The following is a 22870-nucleotide window of genomic DNA, read 5'->3' on the forward strand; positions in this document are numbered from 1 at the left end:
CATGGCAGGGAGCTCTGGGTTCGACGCCCTATGGCCCGCGGACCGGACCCTCTCTTCGAGTTCCCGAGAGGCCTTCCAGATGCAGATCGGCGTCTGGATAGATCCCGATATCCCCCCTTCGTCGCGTGGCCGCGCCAACGGCGAGGACGACATGTGCTGACGGCGGCGATCTTGCAGGGTGCAGGCCCGTGGCGCCTTTGGGAGCACGGAGCACGCGGGCGGCCGCGCCGAGACAGCCCAAAACGCGTACCGGCCGGACAGTCGATCCGCAGATCGCCTCTCCGGCCGGGTGTCCCCTCCCTGGACCTCGCTACTCGGCGGCGACGGGATCCGGCTCTCCGGCAATCCGCTCGGGCAGCAAGAACGCCACCACGATGAATGCCAGCCCCAGGGCAATCCCCAGGATGTCGCCGGGGAGCGTCGTCACCCCCTCGTATTTCGCACCGGGCACTGAGCCCAGCGTAACCTTGCCCCCGGCGATTGCATCCAGCAGGCCAGTGTCCTTAACAGCGGGGTAAGTTGCCATATAAGCCGCGGCGCCGAGCAGTCCACCGGCAATGAATGCCAGCGCGTCCCGACGTCCCGTGGCCGCCGCAACCAGTCCGGTGCCCGGGCAATAACCCGAAAGCGCCCAGCCGATCCCGAGCAACACACCACCCACAAAGACACCAAGATAGGCGGATTTCACCGACATGTGACCCACATCGACAAGGCCCGCCATCTGTCCCGCAAACATCAACACCGATCCGGACCCAATTGCCAGCAGAATCGTCTTCATAAGATGAAGATTCGTAAGATTCAGCATCTTGCCGATGAAATTCGGGTTTGACGCGCCGATCCGATCCAGCACCGCGCCGAAGGCAGCACCGATGATCAGGGCGAGAAGAATACTGGTCATGGATCAGTCCTCCTGACGATAAAGGAACATCGCCGTCGGCACGGCAGCGAGGAAGGCGCCGGCGGCAAAGATGTAACCGGACAGAGAGGTCTGCATCATGCCCGACATCATGTGTCCGGAGGTGCACCCCCCAGCCAGTCGCGCGCCATAGAGCACAATGAAACCGCCGGCGAAGGTGGCCAGAAAGCGTGTCCCCACCGACGATCCGAAATTGGCACGCCAAAGCGCTGGCATCTTTTTCTCATCACGGCTCAGCCCACCGCGCGCCATCGCCGAGAGAAACCCGCCCAACATCATCGCTATCGCGAAAACGAAGCTGTAATTCAGTGGGTTGGCGACGCTTTTTGCGTATTTCCCATCCGATTTCGCGAGATACGCGTTGGTCGATGTATAGACGCCGTCATCGGCCTGCGTGACGACAGAGCTGTCCACCGCAGTCCAGAGGACGCCGTCGAGGATCACGAATTGAGTCGAAACGCCGATCGGCTTGACCAGCAGAACGGCCAGGAAGAAGACCAGCCCAAGCAGGACCCCTCCCGATTTCCAGTTGAGAACCATGTTCACCCCCTCGGGTTTACGTATATCAGAACGTGAATATGAACTATTCGGTTCGACTTCCCCTTGATCTCGGTCAAACCGCATGGATTGCACTGGGCGTCACTTCCCCCTATCCCTTCCGACGAAGACGGAGGCCGCATGACGACGGAAAAATGGATCGAAATTCGGGGCCTGCGCTTCCCGGACAGCCCGCAATTCCTGACCGAACCGGCCCGGAACGATCTCGAGCAAGCCTCGCGGAACGATGGTCTGGCGCGTAAGCTCTCCAGCCTTGCCAAGCCGTCGGATCGCGCCATCGTCACCGGCGCGGGCAGCGGGCTGGCACCGGCATTCCTGGCCGGGCGGATCGGGCTGCGGCATGTCCACATTGTCGAACCGGATCGCAACCGACAAGCTTATCTCCGGCGCGTTCAGCAAGCCAACGGGCTGTTCCGTATCTCGATCTCCGAGACGGCACTGCCCCCGTTCGAGCCGAGTTTCCTCGTGGCCGATCTCACGCTGACCGGCGGCGCCCTGCCAGAGGACACGCTCCAGCCCGACCTGCGCGGCGCCGTGCTCCGTCTTCCGGATGACTTCGCATCCATCTCTCGCGTCCTGCCGCAACTGATGGACGCGGGGCTGTACTATTTCCCGCGCCAGTCGAGCGGAAACCTTGTCTGTTTCCTCCGCAAGTGGAACTGATCGTTTCCGAGACGGCGCTTTTACTCTCGACCATTCTCCACCCTTTGGCGCATTTTGTGGTACAATAAGAATACGAAACCACATTATCCAGAAATGGAAGTGACGATGCAGATGGCATCCCCCCCGTCCCGCCCGCCGCGCGCAATCAAGCCGGTCGACCCGATCACCTGGCGCGAGCGGCTCGATGAACATGGCGCGATCCACGGCCATCACAGGCATCTGGACGCCCGCCATGGAGCGCTCTTCACCGAAGATGACGACATCCTCCTGGTCAGCTTCGAAGAAGCCGGCGCGATGCGGCACTCGACCACCGGCCTTCCGGCGGCCCTTCAGGTTGCGGGCCGAGAGGGCTGGTCGCAGCTTTGTCTCTATAGCGAGGGCGACACCTTTTTCCGCTCCGACGCCGTCTTCGCCTATTTCGACGCGCTGATTGACGAGGGCTTCTTCGACCGGTTTGACCGCGTGGTCTTCTACGGCGCCGGTCCGGCAGGCTATGCCGCTGCCGCCTTTTCTGTCGCGGCCCCCGGCGCGACGGTCGTCCTGATCCGTCCGCTGGCCACGCTCGAACCCGCCCGCAGCGAATGGGACAGGCGCTACCCGGCCCTGCGCCGCACCGATTTCACCCGCCGTTTCGGCTATGCCCCGGAAATGCTGGAAGGCGCCGGGGAGGCCTTCCTGATCTACGATCCCGAGGTTGCACTGGATGCGACCCATGCGTCGCTCTTTGCCCTGCCGGAGGAAAACCTGCTGCGCTGCCGCCGGCTCGGCCCGGCGCCTGAACGCGATCTGGAGAAAATGGGGGTCCTGCTCCCCCTTCTCGACGCGGCCGGGCATGGCCGTCTCGACGCCCGCACATTCCACCGCCTCTACCGCAAACGCCTGGAATACCGCCCCTATCTACACCGCGTCCTCACCCGGCTGCGCGTCGAAAAACGGCTTGGGCTGGGGCGCCATTGGGCAAATGGTGTCCGCGACCAGCTCTCGACCGAAGCGAAGCAGCGCGCTTCCAGCTGAGACCGGGAACGGCGGCCGCCCGCCTGCGCGCGCGTTACGCCTTGGTCTTTCGGACGACATGCTGGCCTTCGATATCGCCCAGGGCCTGGAACAGCGCGTTGGAATTGGAAGCTCCGAATTTCTTCAGCAACTTCGCGCGATAGACCTCGACGGTTCGGTAGGAGAGATCCAGTTTCAGCGCGATTTCCTTGCTCGTGAGACCGTCCGCGAGATAGGAGACGATCTCGCGTTCCCGTCGCGTCAGATCGCGATAGGGGCGGATCTCGGAAAGGTCGGCGAAGCTCCAGACCGCCCGTTGCAAGGGGCGCTCCGGTGTGAAGGAGTGGCCACGCACCCGGCACCAGAAGAGGGTGCCATCCTTGCGCGCCATGATCCGCTCGTCCCAATAGGTATTGGTCTCGCGCAACTGTTTGACGCCGCGGTCGCGGACATTGTCGAACTCTTCGTCACTCGGGTATAATATTGAAAAGACGCAGTCTTTCAGCTCGTCGGGGTGATATCCGAACATCTCCGAAAAGGCGTGGTTGCAGTCACGGATCACCCGGTTCTCGGTCACCACCAGACCGACCGGCGCGTAGGCGAAGGCCAGTTCCGCGAACCGTCCGTCGCGATAGCAGTCATCGATACGTGTTTCCACGATATTGCGCGCTCCAACCCCGTCTGAGACCCTTGTGGCGGAAAGCTAATCCAAGGGGAGGGCCCGGCGCAATGCGCGGGGCGTCTTTCGCATCAGGGAGGACCACATGACCTTACGGACAGTTCTGGCCGGCGCCGCGGCGCTTGGCCTGTCGATGGCGAGCGCGGTATTCGCGCAGGAGCCGGTCAAGATCGCATTGATTCACGGGATTTCCGGGCACAGCTTCGAGGTCTTCTCGAAACAGGCTCAGACCGGGTTCGAGCTGGGCATCGAATATGCCACCGGCGGGACCGGCATGGTCAAGGGCCAGCCGATCGAGATCATCCACAAGGACACCCAGTTCAAACCGGACGTGGCCCGCGCCGTGCTGGCCGAAGCCTATGGCGATGACGAGGTGTTGCTGGCTGTCGGCGCGACCTCGTCCGGCGTCACCAAGGGGCTGCTGCCGATTGCCGAGGAATATGAGAAGATCCTGATCGTGGAGCCGGCAGTGGCCGACAGCCTCACCGGCCCGGATGGCAACCGTTATATCTTCAAGACCTCGCGCAATTCCTCGATGGACATGCAGGCCCAGGCGCTGGCGCTGAAGCCGGACGAGAACCTCCATGTCGCCACTCTGGCGGAGGATTATGCCTTCGGCCGGGACGGCATCACCGCCTTCAAGGCGGCGCTGGACGGGACCGGGGCCAATCTGGTCACAGAGGAATACATCCCGCAGGGCACGACCGATTTCACCGCCTCCGCCGAACGGATCTTCAACGCGCTCAAGGACAAGGACGGCCGCAAGGTGATCCTGATCTACATCGCCGGTGGCGGCGACCCGATGGGCAAGATCAAGGCGATGCAGCCGGAACGCTTCGGTATCGAGATCTCGATGGGCGGTCACATCCTGCCTGTCCTGCCGACCTACAAGCAAGTGCCGGGCATGGAAGGGGCGATCTACTACTATTACGAGAGCCCGCAGAACGAGGTGAATGACTGGCTCGTCGCCACCCACCAGGAACGGTTCGACAGCCCGCCGGACTTCTTCACCGCCGGTGGCATGGCCGCCGCGCTGGCCGTGGTCAAGGCGCTGGAAACGGCAGATGACTGGGAGACCGAGGCGCTTATCGAAGCGATGGAAGGGATGAGCTGGGAGACGCCCAAGGGCACCATGACTTTCCGCCCGGAAGATCACCAGGCGCTGCAGAGCATGTATCACTTCAAGATCCGGGTCGACGAAGGCGTGGACTGGGCGATCCCGGAGCTGGTGCGCGAGATCACGCCCGAGGAGATGGATATCCCGCTCGGCCGGACCGAGTGATCCGACAAGAACGACCTTCCCGGCCCGAGATCGGGCCGGGACAGAACCAACAGGTGCGCCAGATGTCACATCCATCCCTAGTCACCGAGGATCTCACGATCCGTTTCGGCGGACATGTCGCGGTCAATTCCGTGTCCTGTGAGTTCCGCCCCGGCGAGCTGACTGTGATCGTCGGGCCGAACGGGGCCGGCAAGACCACCTATTTCAACCTGATTTCCGGCCAGTTGACCCCGACCGCCGGTAGGGTCCGCAAGGACGGCATCGACATTACCCGGATGCCGCCCTCGTCCCGCGCCCATCACGGGATCGGCCGCGCTTTCCAGCTCACCAACCTGTTTCCGCAGCTCTCGGTGCTGGAAAATATCCGCCTCGCGGTGCAGGCCCGGGCCGGCGAGGGCTGGAAGATGTTCCGCCGGGTGGAGGCGCTGACCGAGCTGACCGCGCGGGCCGAGCGCTACCTGGAAGCGACCCGCCTCGACACGGTCGCCCATCTGCCCGCCGCCGCCCTGCCCCATGGCGACCAACGCAAGCTGGAAGTGGCGCTGCTGATGGCGATGGAGCCCGATATCTACATGTTCGACGAGCCGACCGCTGGGATGTCGCTGGACCAGGCCCCGGACGTGCTCGACCTGATCGCCGAGCTCAAGCGTGACCACACGAAGACGGTTCTGCTGGTGGAGCACAAGATGGACGTGGTCCGCGCGCTCGCGGACCGGATCATCGTGCTGCATAATGGCGAGCTGCTGGCCGACGGGCCGCCCGAGGAGGTGATGTCGAGCCAGATCGTGCGCGATGTCTATCTCGGCAAGTCCACGGAGGCCGCATGAGCCTACTGTCGCTGAACGCCATGCAGACGAGCATCGGCCAATATGCCGTGCTCCACGATGTCACGCTGGAGGTGCCGGAGGGCGGTGTGTTCGTCCTGCTGGGGCGCAACGGCGCCGGCAAGACCACGACTCTGCGCTCGATCATGGGGCTGTGGAAGCCCTCCCCCGGCTCGGTCCGCTTTCGTGGCACGGACCTGACGGAGATGCACACCGCCGATATCGCCCGGCTCGGGATTGCCTTCGTGCCCGAGGATATGGGGATCTTCGGCGGGCTGACTGTCGAGGAGAATCTCATCCTCGCCACGGCCAATGGCAGGTTCGACACGGCGGCGCTGGAACGGATCTGGCGACTCTTCCCGGCGCTGGAAACATTCTGGACCAAGGCGGCCTGGTCGCTCTCGGGCGGGCAGAAGCAGATGCTCTCGGTCGCCCGCGCCATCATCGAACCGCGCGAGTTGATCCTGATCGACGAGCCGACCAAGGGGCTTGCGCCGTCGATCATCGATGCCATGGCGGAGGCCTTCCGCGAGATCGCGACCAACACGACGATCCTGCTGGTCGAGCAGAATTTCGAGTTCGCGCGCGCGCTTGGTCGCGACATGGCGGTCATCGATGACGGGCGCATCGCACATACCGGCAGCATGGCCGATTTCACCGCCAATACGGACTTGCAGGAAAGCCTGCTGAGCCTGTCTGCGTGAGGGACAAATGGACAGATTTCTGACAGCAATCGACCGTATCGGAGGGGTGAACCTGCTGCCGCTGGCCGTCGCGTTCGTGGCCTTTTTCCTGATCGGCGTGCCCTCCTCCTGGGTGACCCTGACGGTCGCGGGGCTGGCCATGGGGATGATGATCTTCCTGATGGCCTCCGGCCTCTCGCTGGTCTTCGGCCTGATGGACGTACTTAATTTCGGCCATTCCGCCTTTGTCAGCTTCGGCGCCTTCGTTGCCGCGAGCGTGCTGGGCTGGCTGGCCGGCTGGCTCGGCTCGGAAAGCGTCGCGCTCAATGCCGCCGCGATCTTCCTCGCCTTCCTCGCCGCCATCGCCTTCGGCCTCGCCGCGGGCTGGTTCTTCGAGGCTGTCATCATCAAGCCGGTTTATCACGACCATCTGCGCCAGATCCTGATCACCATGGGAGCACTGATCGTCGCCGAACAGATGATCCTTGCGATCTGGGGCGGCACCCCGATCACCGTGCCACGGGCCAATTTCCTCGAAGGTTCGGTGCTGATTGGGGATGTCGCGATCGAGAAGTATCGCGTCTTCGCCTTCCTGCTCGGCCTCGTCGTCTATCTGGCACTGAAATTCACACTGAACCGGACCCGGATCGGGCTGTTGATCCGCGCCGGCGTCGAAAACCGCGAAATGGTCGAGGCGCTCGGCTTCCGGATCGACCGGCTCTTCATCGCCGTCTTCATGGTCGGCTCGGCGCTGGCAGCGCTCGGCGGCGCCATGTGGGCCGGTTATGAGACCCTGATCACGCCCGCCCTCGGCGCGGAGATGATGATCGTTGTTTTCATCGTCGTCATCATCGGCGGGCTCGGCTCCATCGAGGGCACTCTGCTGGGCGCGATCATGGTCGGGCTGGTGGCAAATTACGTGGGCTTCCTGGCGCCGAAACTGGCGCTGGCATCGAACATGATCCTGATGATGGTGATCCTGCTCTGGCGCCCCAACGGGCTCCGGCCGGCTGTGAAGTGAGGCTCAGATGACTCAGGAAAACACCCAAGGCGCGCGCCTCGTGAAGCTCGTTGTCCTGCTGATCGCGGCGCTGCTGCTCTTCGCCCCCTTCCTCTTCCAGGATATCCGCTCGCTCGAGGTCGCAGCCCGGATCTGTGTCTTCATCGTGCTGGTGGCGAGTTATGACCTGTTGATCGGTTATACCGGCATCGTCAGCTTCGCCCACACGATGTTCTTCGGCTTCGGCGCCTATGGCGCGGCGATCTCGCTGAAACAGATGGGGCCGGGCTGGGACGCGGTGATCCTCGGTGCGCTGGCCGGGGCGCTTGTCTCCGTGGTCATGGCCATCGCCATCGGGTTGCTGTCGCTCAGGGTCAAGGCGATCTTCTTCGCGATGATCACGCTGGCGGCAGCCAGCGTCGCCATGGTGCTGGCCAGCCAGCTTTCGCACGTCACCGGCGGCGAGGACGGCATCACTTACAAGGCGCCCGAGATCTTCAAGACCGCCACCAAGCTTGCCGTGACAGAAGAAGGCAAGGTCGCCCGGATCCTCGGGGTCAAGCTCAACGGGAAACTGGCGGCCTATTACTTCGTCTTCGCCACGAGCCTGCTCCTCTTCCTCTTCATGATCCGTCTCGTGGGTTCGCCCATCGGCACAGTCCTGAAGGCAATCCGCGAAAACGAAGCCCGCGCCGAGGCAATCGGTTACCGGGTCGTCGCCTACCGGACCTTCATCTTCTGCGTTGCCGCCGTGATCGCCTCGCTGGCCGGTTCCGTCTATGCCATCTGGCTGAAATATACCGGCCCCGAAACCGCGCTCAGCTTTACCATCATGATCGACATCCTTCTGATGGTAGTGATCGGGGGCATGGGCACGATGTATGGTGCGGTGATCGGGGCGACGCTGCTGGTGCTCGCGCAATATTACCTGCGTGACCTGATGGGCAGCGCCGCCGAGGCCCTGTCCGGGATCCCGCTGCTCCCATTCATACTGGAGCCCGACAGGTGGCTGTTCTGGCTCGGTATCATCTTCATCCTGCTCGTCTATTTCTTCCCGAAAGGAATAGCAGGAACGTTTGCCGAGAAGGGCGCGAAGACATGAGCACACCCAGGTTCTGTTTCGTTCCGATCCTGGATCACGAGATCCACGTGGCGCTCTGGGGAGATCCCTCCAACCCGCCGCTGGTGATGTGGCACGGCCTTGCGCGCACGGGGCGGGATTTCGACGAGCTGGCAGCGGCGCTGTCGGACACGTTCTTCATCCTTTGCCCGGACACGATCGGGCGCGGGCTGTCGAGCTGGTCCGACACTCCCGAGGCCGAGTATTCGATCGAGTTTTACGCCGCAATCGCGGCGGGCCTGCTGGATCATTTCGAGATCGCGCAAACCGGCTGGATCGGCACTTCCATGGGCGGGCTTATCGCCATGCGCATGGCGTCCGGAGCACTGGCCGATCGCCTGTCCTGGATGATCCTCAACGATATTGGCCCGGAAATCCCGCAGGCGGCAATCGACCGTATCCTGGCCTATGCCGACGAGCAGCCGACATTCGCCTGTCTGAGCGAGGCGGAGGCTTGGTTCCGCGCGGCTTATACGCCCTTCGGTCCGGCCGATGATGGGTTCTGGACCCGTATGGCGCGATGTTCCGTGCGCCGGCGCAGTGATGGCACGTTCACAACCCATTTCGATCCCCGCATCACCATCCAGTTCCTGGCCTCGGCAGAAGAGCTGACGAGCTGGGACAGGTATGAGCGTATCCGGATCCCGACCCACCTCATACGCGGTGCGGCGTCCGACCTGCTGCCGGCCGCGACGGCCGCCCGCATGCAAGCCAGCGGTCCCCATCCCGGCAAGACCGAGATCGAAGATTGCGGTCACGCGCCGTCGCTCTCACGTCGGCAAGATGCGCGGCTCATTCGCGAGACGATAACGGAATTGCGTGCAAGGCCGCCCCGGCGCTGATCCGCGATCCGACCGGTCGTCATCTGGCGCCAGTCAGCGCCCTTCGAACTGCGCCGGACGTTTCTCGATGAAGGCGACGATCCCTTCCTTGAAATCCCGGGTCTTGCCGCATTCGCCCTGCAGGCGCGCTTCCAGTTCGAGCTGGGTGGTCAGGTCGTGGTTGAGAGACTCGCGGATGGCGCGTTTGACATGCGCATAGGCGGCGGTCGGCCCCTTGGCGAGATGCAACGCCCGGCCCCACCAGTGATCGGCAAACTCCGCGTCCGGAACCGCTTCCCAGATCATGCCGAGCGCATCGGCCTCCCTGGCGGTCATCGGTTCGGCAAAGAGTGTCGCGCCCATCGCCTTGGCGAAGCCCATCTTGCGTGGCAGCCAATAGGTGCCGCCCGCATCCGGGATCAAGCCGATCCGGGTGAACGCCTGCAGGAAGGTCGCGCTCTCGGTGGCGATCACCACATCACAGGCCAGCGCGAGATTGGCGCCCGCGCCAGCGGCCGCGCCGTTGACGGCGGCGACGGTGGGAATGGGGGATTCGTAGATCGCTTCCAGCATCGGCGTGTACTCGTCGCGCAGCAGCCGTTCGAGGTCGATATCGCCGGGATTGGCACCAGCGCCGAGATCCTGCCCGGCGCAGAAGGCGCGGCCCGCCCCGGTCAGGGCCATGACCCGCGCCTCGGTCGCGGCGCGCTTGACGGCGTCGGCCAGCTCCGCCCGCATCTGCGTGTTGAGCGCGTTCATCACCTCGGCGCGGTTCATCGTCACGATGGCAATGTCGTCGCGGACCGCATAGCGGATGGTTTCGTATTGCACGCCAGTGCCTCCCTTGAACTAACTCGGGCGCAGAATAGGCAAAGCCACGGCGCAGGGAAGGGCCGGCGCGACGAAACCGGACGTCAATCCTTCAGGAGATCGTTCAACCGCGCCTCTTCTTCGGTACTCAGCCCCTCGGCGGCGGCGTCAGGCGCCGATTTGCGGGCCCGGATATAGGCAAAGCCCACCCCGCCCGCGATCAGCAGCATGATCGGGCCGGCGATCCAGAGCAGGAGATTCGCCCCGGTGGTGGTCGGCTTGAGCAGGACATATTCGCCATAGCGTCCGACAACGTACTCGATCACTTCCGGGTCGCTGTCGCCCTCGACCAGCCGCTCGCGAACAAGAACCCGAAGGTCCGCAGCCAGTTCGGCATTGGATTCGTCGATATTCTCGTTGCGGCAGACGAGACAGCGCAGCTCCTTGGAGATCTCGCGGGCACGCGCCTCCAGCGCCGGATCTTCGAGGATCTCGTCCGGAGTGACCGCGAAAACAGGCGCGGCGACGAGCAGCAGGGCAGCAAGGAGGCGTTTCATTCGGCGGGAACTCCGGAAGCGGCGGCGCGGCGCTTGCGGGCGCCTGCCGCGACACGATAGCGACGGTCGGTGAGCGAAAAGATCCCGCCAAACCCCATGATGATACAGCCCGCCCAGATCCAGTTGGCGAAGGGCTTGATATAGGTCCGCACGGCCCAGCCGCCATCGGATTGCTCATCGCCGATGACGAGGTAGACATCGCGCCAGAAACCATTGTCGATCCCGGCCTCCGTGGTCGGCATCTGCGCGACAGGGTAGACGCGCTTCTCCGGGTGCAGGACAGCGACTTCCTTGCCGTTCCGGTAGACGGCCATCGAGGCCATCGTCGAGACGTAGTTCGGCCCCGGGATCTCGCGCACATCGCGCAGCTCGATCTCGTAGCCAGCATGTTCGAACCGCTCGCCGACCTTGGCGACGCGAATATCCTCCGATTCCCAGGCCGTCAGCCCGGCAATCCCGAAAAGCGTGATGGCGAGGCCGGTATGGGCCGTGGCCTTGCCCCAGTCTGCGCCGGGCAGGCTGCGCAGCCGCCGCAGCTTGCTGGAGACATCGCCCCGACCGGTGCGGGTCCACAGGTCGATCAGCGTCCCCATAGTGACCCAGGACGCGAGGGTGAAGCCGACAGGTGCCAGCATGCTCGTGCCGGTCTGCATCACGAGGACGAGTGCGCCCCCGGCGATCGAAAGCGCCAGCGCGCCCCAGAGCGGCTGCATCGTGCGGGTCAGGTTGCCGCGTTTCCACGGCAGCATGGCGCCGATCGGCAGGATGGCGGTGAGCGCGATCATGAAGGGGGTAAAGGCGGCGTCGAAGAAGGGCGCGCCGACGGAGAGCTTGCGGCCCAGCACCATCTCGGCAACCAGCGGCCAGATCGTGCCGACAAAGACGACGAAGGCGGCGACGGCGAGCAGGATGTTGTTGGTCAGGAGTGCCGTTTCGCGGCTGACCATGGCGAAGACGCCCTTGGCCTCCATTGCGGAGGCGCGGGCGGCATAAAGCGTCAGCGCGCCGCCCATGAAGATCGCGAGGATCATCAGGATGAAGACACCGCGCTCGGGGTCATTGGCGAAGGCATGGACCGAGGTGATGACGCCGGACCGCACGAGGAAGGTGCCGATCAGCGAGAAACCAAAGGCCATGATGGCCAGCAGAACGGTCCAGCTCTTCAAAGCCTCGCGCTTCTCGACCACGATGGCCGAGTGCAGCAGCGCGGCGGCCAGCAGCCACGGCATAAAGGAGGCGTTCTCGACCGGATCCCAGAACCAGAACCCGCCCCAGCCAAGCTCGTAATAGGCCCACCAGGAGCCAAGCCCGATGCCGATGGTCAGGAAGAGCCATGCGGCCAGCGTCCAGGGACGGACCCAGCGGCCCCAGGCAGCATCGACCCGGCCTTCGAGCAGCGCGGCGATGGCGAAGGAGAAGGCCATGGAGAGGCCGACATAGCCGAGATAGAGGAAGGGCGGATGGAATGCCAAGCCCGGGTCCTGCAGCAACGGATTGAGGTCCTCGCCATTCATCGGCGGCGTGGCAACGCGCAGGAACGGGTTCGAGGTGAAAAGGATAAAGCCGTAGAAGGCAACCGAGATCGAGGCCTGCACGGCGAGGACGCGGGCGCGCAGCGTGTCACGGAGATTTGACCCGAAGACGGCCGCGCAGGCGCCGAAAATCGCGAGGATCAGCACCCAGAGCAGCATCGAGCCCTCGTGATTCCCCCACACGCCGGAGACCTTGTAGAGCATCGGCATGAACTTGTTGGAGTTCAGCACGACCAGCTGGACCGAGAAATCGGAGGTCACGAACGCATAGGTCAGCGCGCCAAAAGAGAAAGAGACCAGCAGGAATTGCAGGATTGCGGCGGGTTCAGCCACGCCCATCCAGCCCGGCCAGCGCCGGGAGGCCCCGACCAGCGGGACTATCATCTGCACAATCGCGACAAGCGCGGCGAGGACGAGGGCAAAGTGGCCGAGTTCGACTATCATGTCGTGAAACCTATCGGAGGGGCAGGCCTGCGGCAACAGCCGGTGACGCGACACGGGCGACTGCGCGAAGCTCCAGAGCGATCTCCTCGGCCGGTCGGCGTCAATTCCTCAACACGACACAGCCAACGCCGCTCTTGCGCAGTTGCCAGCAGATCCGGTCCGCAGCCTTGCGGCTCTCGGCGCCGATCTGCGCCGTCCATTGCGTGCCGTGCCGGGCCGGCAGGCGCATGCGGATATAGCTGACCTCCTGCCCCTGCAAATCGGCGCTCTTGCCGCGCGCACGCTGGTAGCGATGGGCCGTGATGTCACGGCTGCGATGCGCTGCCACGATCACTGCCCAGGGCATCTTCGAGGACGGGGTGCGGAATTCCTTCAGCGTCCGGTTGCGCGCCAGGTCTTCGCAGGACGGGCGGAAGGGCCGGTCCTCTTCCAGTCCAAAATCGGGCGTTTCAGGCGGGGCGTCGCGCCACTCAATCGCCGAATAGCCGGTGATCGCGGGAACATAGGCGCGGGTTTCCGGCGGCAGGCGGCGGTCGCGCTGGAGGAAATCCTCCAACCGTGCCTCGCCGGCATTATAGGCCGCGGCAGCGAAGCCCAGATTTCCGTAGATATCCCGCAACTCCGCGAGATAGACCGCCGACGCCCTGAGCGCCTCGGCCGGGTTGAACGGATCGGCCAGCCCGCGCCGCTGCGCGGTGCCGGGCATGAATTGCGCGATGCCCTGTGCGCCGGCATGGCTGACGGCCGTCGCGTCATAGAGGCTTTCGCGCCAGATCAATCGGGCAAAGAACCCGGTATCGAGCCCGGCCTCCTGCGCCACCGTCTCGATGGTGCGGCAGACATCCGGGATATAGTTGGCAAGCGCGATGCAATGGGTCCCGTCGGCGGTACAGCGCAGATCCTTGCGGCCGAGCCATGCCGGGCGCGGGCGCGGCCGGGATTGCGGGCGCTCTGCCACGGGCTGAGACGCGGTCGGGGGGCCGGGCGGATCGGGCTTGGCCGCCTGCGCCAAAACGCAAAGCCCGGCAACCATCAGGCCGCGAATGATCCAGCATGGCAGACCGGCACCCCCAGCCATCAGATCTCCTCCGAACACAGCGACGCGACGAGGGATACACGCAAACAGGCTGTCGCCAAACGGCTTCGTTGCCCGGTGGGGGTCCTGTCAGAACTTCTCCGGATGGGACTCGCGTGCCATGTGGTCGAGCACGGCATTGACGAATTTCGGCTCACGGCCCTCCGGAAAGAAGGCCTTGGCCACATCGACAAACTCGACGATCACCACCTTCGGCGGCGTCTTGCCCATGACCAGCTCGGCCCCTGCCGCGCGGAAGAGCCCGCGCAGTACCGGGTCGATCCGCGAGATCGGCCATTTGGCGACCAGCGCGCGGTCGGTCATCTGGTCGATCCGCGCCTGCTCGTTGACGGCGGTCGAGACCAGCCCACGGAAGGTCTCGCGATCGCCCTCGTGGAACTCGCCGAGATCCTCATATTCCGCGCCGAAACGCAGATCCTCGAATTCCTGGATGACCCGCTCGGTCGTCTGGCCCGAGCTCTCCATCTGGAACAATGCCTGCACGGCGTAAAGCCGCGCCGCAGAACGCATCTGCTTCTTGTCGCTCATGCCGTTTCACGCCCGTCTGTTTCGCCAGCCATCTGGATCTCGTAGCGCAGCGGCTTGAAGCCGATCTCGTTCTTGTCGTCGCCGAAATGGCGTGTCAGCGAGATCAGGTGCAGCGCCGCCGCCGCCGAGCCGCCACCCTTGTTCTGGCCGGCGGCCTCGGCGCGGGCCTCGGCCTGGGCACGGGTCTCGACCGTCAGGATGCCATTGCCGATGCAGGCCCCGTCCAGCCCGAGCAGCTGAAGCGCGCGCGAGCTGTCATTGCAGACCGTGTCGTAATGCGTTGTCTCGCCGCGGATCACGCAGCCAAGCGCAACGAAACCGTCGAAATTGCTCTGACGGTAGGCGATGCGGATCGCGGTGGGCACTTCCAGCGCACCGGGCACCTCGACCAGCTCCCAGCTGCCGCCGGCCTTCTCGATCTCGGCCTTGGCGCCGGCAACCAGCTCGTCGGCGATGTCCTTGTAATAGGGCGCGACGACGATGAGCAGCTTGACCGGCTTTTCGAAGCTGGGCAGCGGCAGGGTGTAGTGGGTTTCGGCCTGGGCCATGGGTTACTCCGTGATCGGGCGGGTGCCGGTGATGGTCAGCCCATAGGCGTCCAGGCCGACATAGCGGGTGGCGGGAGAGTTGGTCAGCAGCACAAGCTCATGCAGGCCGAGCTTGGAGAGGATCTGCGCGCCGAGGCCGGTATGCTTGACCGTGCGCGGGCCTTCCTCTTCCTCGCGGTGCAGCTTGGGCTGCGGCTCGCGGAACAGGCAGACGACGCCGCGCCCTTCCCCGGCGATGATCTGCATTGAGCGTCGGAGCGTGTCCGGCTGGTCGACACCGATGCCGAGCAGATCGGCCAGCGGGTCGAGCGCGTGGGTGCGCAGCAGGACGGGCTCGGGCGTGGAGATGTCGCCCTTGACGAGGGCGACATGCTCGGTGCCCTCGGTCTCGTCGGTGAAGACACGCATGGTCCAGTCGCCGCCAAAGGCGGAGGTGACGTCGCGGGTCTCGGTCTCGCGGACAAGATTGTCATGCCGGCGGCGATAGGAGATCAGGTCCGAGATGGTGCCGATCTTCAGCCCGTGCTTCTGGGAGAAGGCAATCAGATCGGGCAGCCGGGCCATGGTGCCGTCATCCTTCATGACCTCGCAGATCACGCCGGACGGGTTGAGGCCGGCCAGGCGGGAGACATCGACGGCCGCCTCGGTATGGCCAGCGCGGACGAGCACACCGCCATCGCGCGCGCGCAGCGGGAAAACGTGTCCGGGCGTGGCAATATCGGCCGAGGTCGAGGCGCTGTCGATGGCCACGGCAACGGAGCGGGCGCGGTCGGCGGCCGAAATGCCGGTGGAAACGCCCTCGCGCGCTTCGATCGAAACGGTGAAGGCGGTCTCATGGCGCGACGAGTTGTAGGACGCCATGAGCGGCAGCCCGAGCGCGTCGATCCGCGCGCCGGTCAGGGTCAGGCAGATCAACCCGCGACCATGGGTGGCCATGAAGTTGATCGCATCCGGCGTGGCCATCTGGGCGGGGATGACGAGGTCGCCCTCATTCTCGCGATCTTCGTGATCGACAAGGATGAACATGCGGCCATTGCGGGCGTCTTGGATGATTTCCTCGATGGAAGAAATCGCGTTGGCATAGGATTCGGTCAAGGTAGCCCCCCGGGAATGATCTGGGCGATCTGGTAGCGCAAGGAGCGGCGCAATACCAGACAGAGCGCAACGGCACAAGGAATGTGACGCCGGTTCCGGGCGCACCTTCTGCAATGGCGGAAGGGATTGGCCCTCTGCCGGATCGTCGGACGACATTTGCCAACTATCGACGCGGGGCCCCTGCGCCCGCGCCCGGCGCGAGCGGATTAACAGGTTGATGCTGGTCGCAGCCTCTATCGCTCGGCGGCACCATTCCAGCCGGCACGCTTGCGATAGAGCGTGGACGGCGCAACATCGAGCTCCCGGGCGGCCTGCGGAACAGAGCCGCCATGACGCAAGATACAGGCCTCGATCACCTGTCGCTCGATCTCGGCCAGCGTCATGCCTTCGAATGCCTCCTCTGCCTGTGCCTCGCCGCCATTGCTTCGCGGCCAACGCGGGGCGCCGAAGCCATATTCCGGCGGCAGCATTTCCGGCGTGACCTCCGATCCGTCATGCAGGACCGCAATATTGTGCATGACGCTGATCACCTCGCGGACATTCCCGGGCCAGTCATGCCGCAGGAACTCCTGTCGTACCGCGTTCGACAGCGCCGTCAGCTGCTTGCCCTCGACCCGGGCATGGCGATCCAACGTGTGGCGGGCAATCTCGATCACGTCGCAAGCCCGGTCCCGCAACGGCGGCAGGTGAATCGGTATGACATGGAGTTGATAGTACAGGTCCTTGCGAAGCCGACCGGCCCCCAACACCTCGACAGGCGGGTTGCTATCGGCACAGACAATACGGACATTGACTTCGAGAGGCTCGGCCGCGCCGACCGGTTGGATCTTGCCCGATTGCAACAGCCGCAGCAACGCGGGCTGCATTGCCGGCGCCAAGGCCGAGATATCGTCCAGAAAGAGCGTGCCACCATCGGCCGCCTCCACGGCGCCGACCTTATCTGAGAGCGCGCCGACAAAGGCCCCCCGCAGGTGGCCGAACAACTCCGATTCCTGGCGCTCCGCCGGAACCGCCGAGCAGCTGAACCGCTGGAAGGGACCGTTGGCGCGCGGCGAGCAGGAATGCACGGCACGGGCACAGAGATCCTTGCCGGTGCCATTCTCGCCGGTCACGAAGACCGTGGCCATGGACCTCGCTGCCGACTGCACCCGGCCATAGACCTTCTGCATCACGCTTGACCCGCCGATAAAGCCACAGAAACGCTCCAGCGGCCCGGTTTCGGCCGGATCGGGCTCTGCGGTGCTCCCGGCAGCGGCATTTCGGACCGTATCCTGGAGTTGCCGCGGCTCGAAAGGCTTGATGAGGAAATCATAGGCCCCGGCCCGCATCGCCTCGACCGCGACCGGAACAGAGCGGTTCGCCGTGATCACGATCACATTCGCCGTCGGCATCAGGTCGAGGCAGTCCTCCATCAGCTCCAGACCACCCCGATCCGGCAGCATCAGGTCGAGGAGCAGCACCTCCGGGCGCAGCTCCCGGAAGGCCGCAAGCCCTTCGGCTGCTGTCCCGACTGCCGTGACCTCATGGCCATCCTCGCGCAAGGCGGCCTCGTAGACCAGGCGCAGCGCCGGAATATCCTCAACCAGCAGGATCCGCGTCATTGCTCGCTCCCGACGGATGTCCGCGCGGCATACCGGCGGACCTCGGCACGCAGCTCGGCCAGCCCGGTCTCGACCCTGTGCGCTTGCGCGGAAATCGCCAGCAGGTCGGCATGATGCGCCGCCGCGTTGAGGCGTTCCGCGGCCCGCTTGAGCCCATGCGCGCCGGTCGTGCCGGCCAGCGCGATCAGGATATGTGTCTGGGCCCGGATCTCAGCCAGCTTGCCACAGGTGATCGCACTGCTGAGAAGCTCCCAGGTCCGGTCGAGATCCAGCCCGATCTGTGTGATCAACTCGTCCGCATGCTGCGACCCGGCCAGCTCCAGCAGGCCATCGAGTTCGCCGCGAATGTCATCCGTTGGCTCAGTCGCAACGCTTTTGCCGTCCACATTTCGCACGGACTCAGCCTGGGATAGAGGACGGCCCGTCAATCGAGCGAGCGTCTCGGCCAGGGCATCAGGATCCATCACCGGCTTGCCAAGAACCGCATCCGCACCTTCCTGGCGAAGACGGCGTTCTTCCTGCTCCGACAACCGCGATGCGAGGGCGATCAGCACGGGGCGTTCCGACGCCACGGCGAGATCCCGCAACGCCCCGTGCCCGGCGGCACCGTCGATGTCGCAAATGACGAGGTCGCTCCGCTGCAGGGGTGGGAAGCGGAATATTCCCGTCTGCAACTCCGGCAAAAGGACCTCAAGGCCGAGATGTTTCAGAATCTGGAGAAGCAGGAAGCGGTCGTTCTCGCTTTCAGTGGCAATGAAGATGTGGATCCCACCGAAGCCATCCTTCGGGTCGGTTGCGGCCTCCACCTGCCGAAAAATCGTGCCGGAGGAACGCATTCCTGCCTCGGACACCCGTGCAAACTCCACTCACACTACATTGCAGGGCGGAGAATTGCCCGATCCGGACCAATTCCACAAGTGTTAATAAATCGATTGAGACATTCCGTCCGGCACCGGGCCGGACGGAAAACCTTCATTTCCTGAAGCTCGGGCGAGGACTACTTGGCGTAGCCCGCTCCCTTGAGCGCCACGGTGATCTCGTCGAGGATGACCGGATCGTCGATCGTTGCCGGCATCTTGAATTCCTCACTATCGGCGATCTTCTGCATCGTGCCACGCAGGATCTTGCCCGAGCGTGTCTTGGGCAGCCGGTCGACGACAATGGCGTTGCGGAAGGCAGCGACCGGACCGATCTCGTGGCGCACGAGACCGACGCATTCGGTGATCACCTCCTCGGGCGAGCGCTCATGGGATGCGTTGAGGCAGAGGAAGCCGAGCGGAAGCTGGCCCTTCAACTGGTCGGCCACGCCGATCACGGCGCATTCTGCGACATCCGGATGCTCGGCCAGAACCTCTTCCATGGCGCCCGTCGAAAGACGGTGACCGGCGACGTTGATGACGTCATCGGTGCGCGACATGATGTAGAGATAGCCGTCCGCGTCCTTATACCCGGCATCGCCCGTCTCGTAATAGCCGGGGAAATGCTCGAGATAGGACTTCTTGTAGCGCTCTTCGGCGTTCCAGAGGGTCTGCAACGTGCCCGGGGGCAACGGCAACTTGATTGCAATGGCCCCCATCGTGTCGGCCCCTTCGACCTCGTGGCCACCCTCGTCGAGGATATGCACCTCGTAACCGGGCATCGGCACGGACGGGCTGCCGAGCTTAGTCGGAAGTTCCTCGATCCCGATCGGGTTGGCGGCGATGGCCCAGCCGGTCTCGGTCTGCCACCAGTGGTCCACCACCGGCACGCCGAGATGCTCCTGCGCCCATTTCACCGTGTCCGGATCCGCGCGCTCGCCTGCCAGGAAGAGCGCCTGCAGGTCATGCAGCTTGTAGCGCTTGATCCATTCCCCGTTCGGATCCTCTCGCTTGATGGCCCGCAGCGCGGTCGGCGCGGTGAAGAAGCTCTTCACCCGGTGGTTCTGGATGATCTTCCAGAAGACCCCGGCATGGGGCGTGCCAATCGGCTTGCCCTCGAAGACCAGCGTTTCGGCGCCAGCCAGAAGCGGCCCGTAGCAGATATAGGAGTGCCCCACGACCCAACCGACATCGGAGGCAGCCCAGAAACGCTCGCCGGGACCTACATTGTAGATGTTTTGCATCGACCATTGCAGCGCCACGAGATGGCCGGCGGTGGAGCGCACGACACCCTTGGGCTGGCCGGTGGTGCCGGAGGTATAGAGGATATAGGCAGGGTGGTTGCCCTCGACGGGCAGGCAATCCACCGGCTTCACGCCGTACTGGAAGGCGTGCCAGTCGAAATCGCGGCCCTCGACGAGCTTGGCGACTTCCTGTTCACGCTGGAAGACGACGCAGAATTCCGGCTTGTACTCGGCCTGTTCGATGGCCTCGTCGAGCAGCGGCTTGTAATGGACAACACGGCCGGGCTCGAGACCACAGGAGGCCGCGATGATCGCCTTCGGTTTGGCGTCGTCGATGCGCACGGCAAGCTCATGGGCGGCGAATCCGCCAAAGACCACCGAATGCACGGCGCCGATCCGGGCACAGGCCAGCATGGCTTCGATCGCCTCGGGCACCATCGGCATGTAGATGATGACGCGGTCGCCCTTTTCCACGCCGCGCATCTTCAGCGCACCGGCAAGGCTGGCCACGCGGTCGCGGAGCTCGGTATAGGTGATTCCCTTGCTCGAATGGGTGATCGGGCTCTCATGCATGATGGCCAGATTGTCGCCGCGCCCGGCTTCGACATGGCGGTCCACGGCGTTGTAGCAGGTGTTGACCAGCGCATCCGAGAACCACTCATACATCGGGCCCTTGTCGTCGAAGAGGGCCTTGCTCGGCGGCTGGAACCAGTCCACCGCTTCGGCCGCCTTCATCCAGAACGCTTCCGGATCATCTTTCCAGGCGTCATAGATGTCGGAATATCCCATCAGTTCTCTCCCTCCAAAACTTTGCGAGAGTTACGCAAATGGGGCGGTTTTGCGCAAGTCTGTTGCGCGGGCACTTCGTCGCTTTTTTGGCGCTAACGGATGCTGCAGCGCCGAGACACGTCGCCGCAGTGCAGCGCAAATGGGCCGCAACGCACCCTTTCCCCTCTTCGCGCCTACGAGGCAGACCCGCAACCAGCCCGATGAGAACCGGCGCGACTCGCCCCATGAGACATGCGCAAGAAAAAGGGGGCAGCCGAAGCTGCCCCCCTCTCTATTCGTTCAGGCTATCGCCCGATTAGTGCTCATGCTCGTGGGCGAGTTCCCAGTGATCCGGGGAGCGCCACACGCGCGAGCGAAGAAGTTCACGCTCGAAGATGAACTCTTTCGGCAGGCGATCGAAGAACTTGTCGAACTGTTCCTCATGGGCGCGAGCTTCCGCCGTACCCGCGTCGCGCTCGACACTCATCAACTCGTAGAAGGTATCGGACGGGAAATCGAGGCCTTCCCAGTGGATGTCTTCGTGCTGCGGCATCCAGCCGATCGGGCTTTCCACCGCGTTGCCGCGGCCGTGGACACGATCCACGATCCACTTCAGCACGCGCATGTTCTCACCGAAGCCCGGCCAGATGAACTTGCCTTCTTCGTCCTTGCGGAACCAGTTGACGCGGAACATCCGAGGCGGCTTGGACACGCGACGACCAACGTTCAGCCAATGGCTGAAATAGTCGGCCATGTTGTAGCCACAGAAGGGCAGCATCGCCATCGGGTCGCGGCGCATGGCGGAGACGCCAATGGCAGCAGCGGTGGCTTCGGAACCCATGGTAGCGGCAAGGTAGACGCCGTGCGACCAGTTGAAGGACTGGTAGACCAGCGGCATGTCCTTGGACATACGGCCACCGAAGACGAAGCCGTCGATCGCAACACCTGCCGGGTCTTCCCAGGCCGGGTCGATGGTCGGGCAGTTGGCAGCCGGAGCCGTGAAACGGCCGTTCGGGTGCGCGGCCGGGGTCTCGCTTGCGGGAGTCCAGTCGTTGCCTTTCCAGTCGATGAGGTGCGCGGGCGCCTCTTTCGTCATGCCTTCCCACCAGATGTCGCCATCGTCGGTCAGCGCGACGTTGGTATAGATGACATCCTTCTTGATGGTGTCCATGGCGATCGGGTTGGTGGCGTAGTTGGTGCCAGGAGCAACGCCGAAGAAGCCCGATTCCGGGTTGATCGCGCGCAGTTCGCCATCCGGACCCTTCTTGATCCAGGCGATGTCGTCCCCAACGGTCGAGACCTTCCAGCCCTCGAAACCCTTCGGCGGCATCAGCATGGCCAGGTTGGTCTTGCCGCAAGCCGACGGGAAGGCCGCGCCGAGATAGGTCTTCTCACCTTCCGGCGATTCCAGACCCATGATCAGCATGTGCTCGGCGAGCCAACCTTCGTCGCGGGCCATGACCGAGGCGATACGCAGGGCCAGGCATTTCTTGCCGAGCAGGGCGTTACCGCCGTAGCCGGAACCGTAGGACCAGATCTCGTAGGTCTCGGGGAAGTGGACGATGTACTTGTCGTCGATATTGGCTTCGCAGGGCCACGGCACGTCGGCCTGACCGTCTTCGAGCGGCGCACCAACGGAGTGCATGCAGGGGATGTAGTCGCCGTCTTCACCGAGCGATTCCAGCACTTCGTTGCCAACGCGGGTCATCAGCATCATGTTGGTGACAACATAGGGGCTGTCGGTGATCTCGATGCCGATCTTGGAGATCGGGGAGCCGATCGGACCCATGGAGAAGGGGATGACGTACATCGTACGGCCCTTCATGGAGCCGTCGAACTTCTCGTTCAGGATCGCGCGCATCTCGGCCGGGTCGTACCAGTTGTTGGTCGGGCCGGCGTCGCCCTTGCTGTTGGAGCAGATGAAGGTACGGTTCTCGACCCGGCCAACGTCGGACGGGTGGGAGCGGGCGAGGTAGCTGTTCGGGCGCAGCTCAGGGTTCAGGCGGATATAGGTGCCGCTGTCGACCATCAGCTGGGAGAGCTCGTCATACTGTTCCTGGGAACCATCAGCCCAGACGACCTGGTCGGGCTTGGCGAGGGCCGCCATCTTTTCGACCCACTTGACCAGCCGGGCGTTCTTGGTTGGAGCTTCCATGCTTTCCTCCTCGGATTGCAGTCTGTTTGCGCAGGGGGGGGCCTGGCAGCCAGGGCCACCTTGGCCCGGCGCGCTTGATATAACACCTCCGAAACC

Annotated in this window: 22 protein-coding genes; 8 read left to right on the forward strand and 14 right to left on the reverse strand. The window is 64.1% G+C overall.

Going from position 1 to position 22870, the window contains the following annotated elements; translation table 11 throughout:
* Positions 1-310 precede the first annotated feature (310 nt).
* A complete protein-coding gene (locus R3X27_RS06785) occupies positions 311-898 on the reverse strand; it encodes a YeeE/YedE thiosulfate transporter family protein (RefSeq protein WP_317708084.1) in 588 nt (195 codons plus the stop codon).
* A 3-nt stretch (positions 899-901) separates the two neighbouring features.
* On the reverse strand, positions 902-1456 hold the full coding sequence (locus tag R3X27_RS06790) for a YeeE/YedE thiosulfate transporter family protein (RefSeq protein WP_317708085.1): 555 nt from the start codon (positions 1454-1456) through the stop codon (positions 902-904).
* A 138-nt stretch (positions 1457-1594) separates the two neighbouring features.
* Between R3X27_RS06790 and R3X27_RS06795 the strand changes: the two genes are divergently transcribed.
* Together R3X27_RS06795 and R3X27_RS06800 are read left to right on the forward strand one after the other, a co-directional pair.
* On the forward strand, positions 1595-2137 hold the full coding sequence (locus tag R3X27_RS06795) for a hypothetical protein (RefSeq protein WP_317708086.1): 543 nt from the start codon (positions 1595-1597) through the stop codon (positions 2135-2137).
* 105 nt (positions 2138-2242) lie between these two features.
* A complete protein-coding gene (locus R3X27_RS06800) occupies positions 2243-3151 on the forward strand; it encodes a phosphoadenosine phosphosulfate reductase (RefSeq protein ID WP_317708087.1) in 909 nt (302 codons plus the stop codon).
* Positions 3152-3185: 34 nt separating this feature from the next.
* Here the strand turns inward: R3X27_RS06800 and R3X27_RS06805 are convergent, their stop codons facing one another.
* A complete protein-coding gene (locus R3X27_RS06805; protein WP_317708088.1) occupies positions 3186-3788 on the reverse strand; it encodes a LuxR C-terminal-related transcriptional regulator in 603 nt (200 codons plus the stop codon).
* A 106-nt stretch (positions 3789-3894) separates the two neighbouring features.
* Here R3X27_RS06805 and R3X27_RS06810 point away from each other — a divergent pair, with 106 nt between their 5' ends.
* The 6 genes from R3X27_RS06810 (at position 3895) to R3X27_RS06835 (ending at position 9560) form a co-directional block, all read left to right on the forward strand.
* The gene (locus R3X27_RS06810; protein ID WP_317708089.1) at positions 3895-5091 is read left to right on the forward strand and encodes a substrate-binding domain-containing protein; all 1197 of its coding nucleotides are present in this window, start codon (positions 3895-3897) and stop codon (positions 5089-5091) included.
* 62 nt (positions 5092-5153) lie between these two features.
* Entirely contained in the window at positions 5154-5918 is a 765-nt protein-coding gene (locus tag R3X27_RS06815; protein WP_317708090.1) for an ABC transporter ATP-binding protein, read from the forward strand.
* Positions 5915-6619, forward strand: coding sequence for an ABC transporter ATP-binding protein (locus R3X27_RS06820; protein WP_317708091.1), 705 nt, complete (start codon positions 5915-5917; stop codon positions 6617-6619). The genes R3X27_RS06815 and R3X27_RS06820 overlap by 4 nt, the downstream gene beginning before the upstream one ends.
* 7 nt (positions 6620-6626) lie before the next feature.
* Positions 6627-7619: a branched-chain amino acid ABC transporter permease gene (locus R3X27_RS06825; RefSeq protein ID WP_317708092.1), complete on the forward strand. Its 993-nt coding sequence runs from the start codon at positions 6627-6629 to the stop codon at positions 7617-7619.
* 7 nt (positions 7620-7626) lie between these two features.
* On the forward strand, positions 7627-8700 hold the full coding sequence (locus R3X27_RS06830) for a branched-chain amino acid ABC transporter permease (protein ID WP_317708093.1): 1074 nt from the start codon (positions 7627-7629) through the stop codon (positions 8698-8700).
* Positions 8697-9560, forward strand: a complete 864-nt coding sequence (locus R3X27_RS06835; protein WP_317708094.1) for an alpha/beta hydrolase — start codon at positions 8697-8699, stop codon at positions 9558-9560. The genes R3X27_RS06830 and R3X27_RS06835 overlap by 4 nt, the downstream gene beginning before the upstream one ends.
* A 33-nt stretch (positions 9561-9593) precedes the next feature.
* On the opposite strand, the gene R3X27_RS06840 is transcribed toward R3X27_RS06835, so the two are convergent.
* The 11 genes from R3X27_RS06840 to R3X27_RS06890 form a co-directional block, all read right to left on the reverse strand.
* Positions 9594-10370 (reverse strand): enoyl-CoA hydratase-related protein, encoded by a 777-nt coding sequence (locus R3X27_RS06840; protein WP_317708095.1) that lies wholly within the window; start codon positions 10368-10370, stop codon positions 9594-9596.
* A gap of 83 nt (positions 10371-10453) precedes the next feature.
* Positions 10454-10906, reverse strand: coding sequence for a cytochrome c-type biogenesis protein (locus tag R3X27_RS06845; protein WP_317708096.1), 453 nt, complete (start codon positions 10904-10906; stop codon positions 10454-10456).
* The gene (locus R3X27_RS06850; RefSeq protein ID WP_317708097.1) at positions 10903-12882 is read right to left on the reverse strand and encodes a heme lyase CcmF/NrfE family subunit; all 1980 of its coding nucleotides are present in this window, start codon (positions 12880-12882) and stop codon (positions 10903-10905) included. The genes R3X27_RS06845 and R3X27_RS06850 overlap by 4 nt, the downstream gene beginning before the upstream one ends.
* A 100-nt stretch (positions 12883-12982) precedes the next feature.
* Positions 12983-13960: a lytic transglycosylase domain-containing protein gene (locus R3X27_RS06855; RefSeq protein ID WP_317708098.1), complete on the reverse strand. Its 978-nt coding sequence runs from the start codon at positions 13958-13960 to the stop codon at positions 12983-12985.
* Between the two features lie 87 nt (positions 13961-14047).
* Positions 14048-14506, reverse strand: coding sequence for a transcription antitermination factor NusB (gene nusB, locus R3X27_RS06860; RefSeq protein ID WP_317708099.1), 459 nt, complete (start codon positions 14504-14506; stop codon positions 14048-14050).
* A complete protein-coding gene (locus R3X27_RS06865) occupies positions 14503-15054 on the reverse strand; it encodes a 6,7-dimethyl-8-ribityllumazine synthase (protein ID WP_317708100.1) in 552 nt (183 codons plus the stop codon). The genes nusB and R3X27_RS06865 overlap by 4 nt, the downstream gene beginning before the upstream one ends.
* Positions 15055-15057: 3 nt before the next feature.
* Positions 15058-16149 carry a 3,4-dihydroxy-2-butanone-4-phosphate synthase gene (gene ribB / locus R3X27_RS06870; RefSeq protein ID WP_317708101.1) on the reverse strand — a complete coding sequence of 364 codons (1092 nt, stop codon included), beginning with the start codon at positions 16147-16149 and terminating at the stop codon, positions 15058-15060.
* Between the two features lie 233 nt (positions 16150-16382).
* Positions 16383-17750 (reverse strand): sigma-54 dependent transcriptional regulator, encoded by a 1368-nt coding sequence (locus tag R3X27_RS06875; protein WP_317708102.1) that lies wholly within the window; start codon positions 17748-17750, stop codon positions 16383-16385.
* A complete protein-coding gene (locus tag R3X27_RS06880) occupies positions 17747-18586 on the reverse strand; it encodes a response regulator (protein ID WP_317708103.1) in 840 nt (279 codons plus the stop codon). Before R3X27_RS06880 ends, R3X27_RS06875 begins: the two co-directional genes overlap by 4 nt.
* A 161-nt stretch (positions 18587-18747) precedes the next feature.
* A complete protein-coding gene (locus R3X27_RS06885) occupies positions 18748-20640 on the reverse strand; it encodes a propionyl-CoA synthetase (RefSeq protein WP_317708104.1) in 1893 nt (630 codons plus the stop codon).
* A 295-nt stretch (positions 20641-20935) separates the two neighbouring features.
* Positions 20936-22795 carry a phosphoenolpyruvate carboxykinase (GTP) gene (locus tag R3X27_RS06890; protein WP_411572472.1) on the reverse strand — a complete coding sequence of 620 codons (1860 nt, stop codon included), beginning with the start codon at positions 22793-22795 and terminating at the stop codon, positions 20936-20938.
* Positions 22796-22870 lie beyond the last annotated feature (75 nt).

The sequence above is a fragment of the Tropicimonas sp. TH_r6 genome (assembly GCF_033101155.1).
Lineage (GTDB): Bacteria > Pseudomonadota > Alphaproteobacteria > Rhodobacterales > Rhodobacteraceae > Tropicimonas.

What these genes read in the sequence shown, in the direction of transcription:
- R3X27_RS06785 (WP_317708084.1), bottom strand. Translation starts at nt 898, where the DNA reads ATGACCAGTATTCTTCTCGCCCTGATCATCGGTGCTGCCTTCGGCGCG.
- R3X27_RS06790 (WP_317708085.1), bottom strand. Translation starts at nt 1,456, where the DNA reads ATGGTTCTCAACTGGAAATCGGGAGGGGTCCTGCTTGGGCTGGTCTTC.
- R3X27_RS06795 (WP_317708086.1), top strand. Translation starts at nt 1,595, where the DNA reads ATGACGACGGAAAAATGGATCGAAATTCGGGGCCTGCGCTTCCCGGAC.
- R3X27_RS06800 (WP_317708087.1), top strand. Translation starts at nt 2,243, where the DNA reads ATGCAGATGGCATCCCCCCCGTCCCGCCCGCCGCGCGCAATCAAGCCG.
- R3X27_RS06810 (WP_317708089.1), top strand. Translation starts at nt 3,895, where the DNA reads ATGACCTTACGGACAGTTCTGGCCGGCGCCGCGGCGCTTGGCCTGTCG.
- R3X27_RS06815 (WP_317708090.1), top strand. Translation starts at nt 5,154, where the DNA reads ATGTCACATCCATCCCTAGTCACCGAGGATCTCACGATCCGTTTCGGC.
- R3X27_RS06820 (WP_317708091.1), top strand. Translation starts at nt 5,915, where the DNA reads ATGAGCCTACTGTCGCTGAACGCCATGCAGACGAGCATCGGCCAATAT.
- R3X27_RS06825 (WP_317708092.1), top strand. Translation starts at nt 6,627, where the DNA reads ATGGACAGATTTCTGACAGCAATCGACCGTATCGGAGGGGTGAACCTG.
- R3X27_RS06830 (WP_317708093.1), top strand. Translation starts at nt 7,627, where the DNA reads ATGACTCAGGAAAACACCCAAGGCGCGCGCCTCGTGAAGCTCGTTGTC.
- R3X27_RS06835 (WP_317708094.1), top strand. Translation starts at nt 8,697, where the DNA reads ATGAGCACACCCAGGTTCTGTTTCGTTCCGATCCTGGATCACGAGATC.
- R3X27_RS06845 (WP_317708096.1), bottom strand. Translation starts at nt 10,906, where the DNA reads ATGAAACGCCTCCTTGCTGCCCTGCTGCTCGTCGCCGCGCCTGTTTTC.
- R3X27_RS06850 (WP_317708097.1), bottom strand. Translation starts at nt 12,882, where the DNA reads ATGATAGTCGAACTCGGCCACTTTGCCCTCGTCCTCGCCGCGCTTGTC.
- R3X27_RS06855 (WP_317708098.1), bottom strand. Translation starts at nt 13,960, where the DNA reads ATGGCTGGGGGTGCCGGTCTGCCATGCTGGATCATTCGCGGCCTGATG.
- nusB (WP_317708099.1), bottom strand. Translation starts at nt 14,506, where the DNA reads ATGAGCGACAAGAAGCAGATGCGTTCTGCGGCGCGGCTTTACGCCGTG.
- R3X27_RS06865 (WP_317708100.1), bottom strand. Translation starts at nt 15,054, where the DNA reads ATGGCCCAGGCCGAAACCCACTACACCCTGCCGCTGCCCAGCTTCGAA.
- R3X27_RS06875 (WP_317708102.1), bottom strand. Translation starts at nt 17,750, where the DNA reads ATGACGCGGATCCTGCTGGTTGAGGATATTCCGGCGCTGCGCCTGGTC.
- R3X27_RS06880 (WP_317708103.1), bottom strand. Translation starts at nt 18,586, where the DNA reads ATGCGTTCCTCCGGCACGATTTTTCGGCAGGTGGAGGCCGCAACCGAC.
- R3X27_RS06885 (WP_317708104.1), bottom strand. Translation starts at nt 20,640, where the DNA reads ATGGGATATTCCGACATCTATGACGCCTGGAAAGATGATCCGGAAGCG.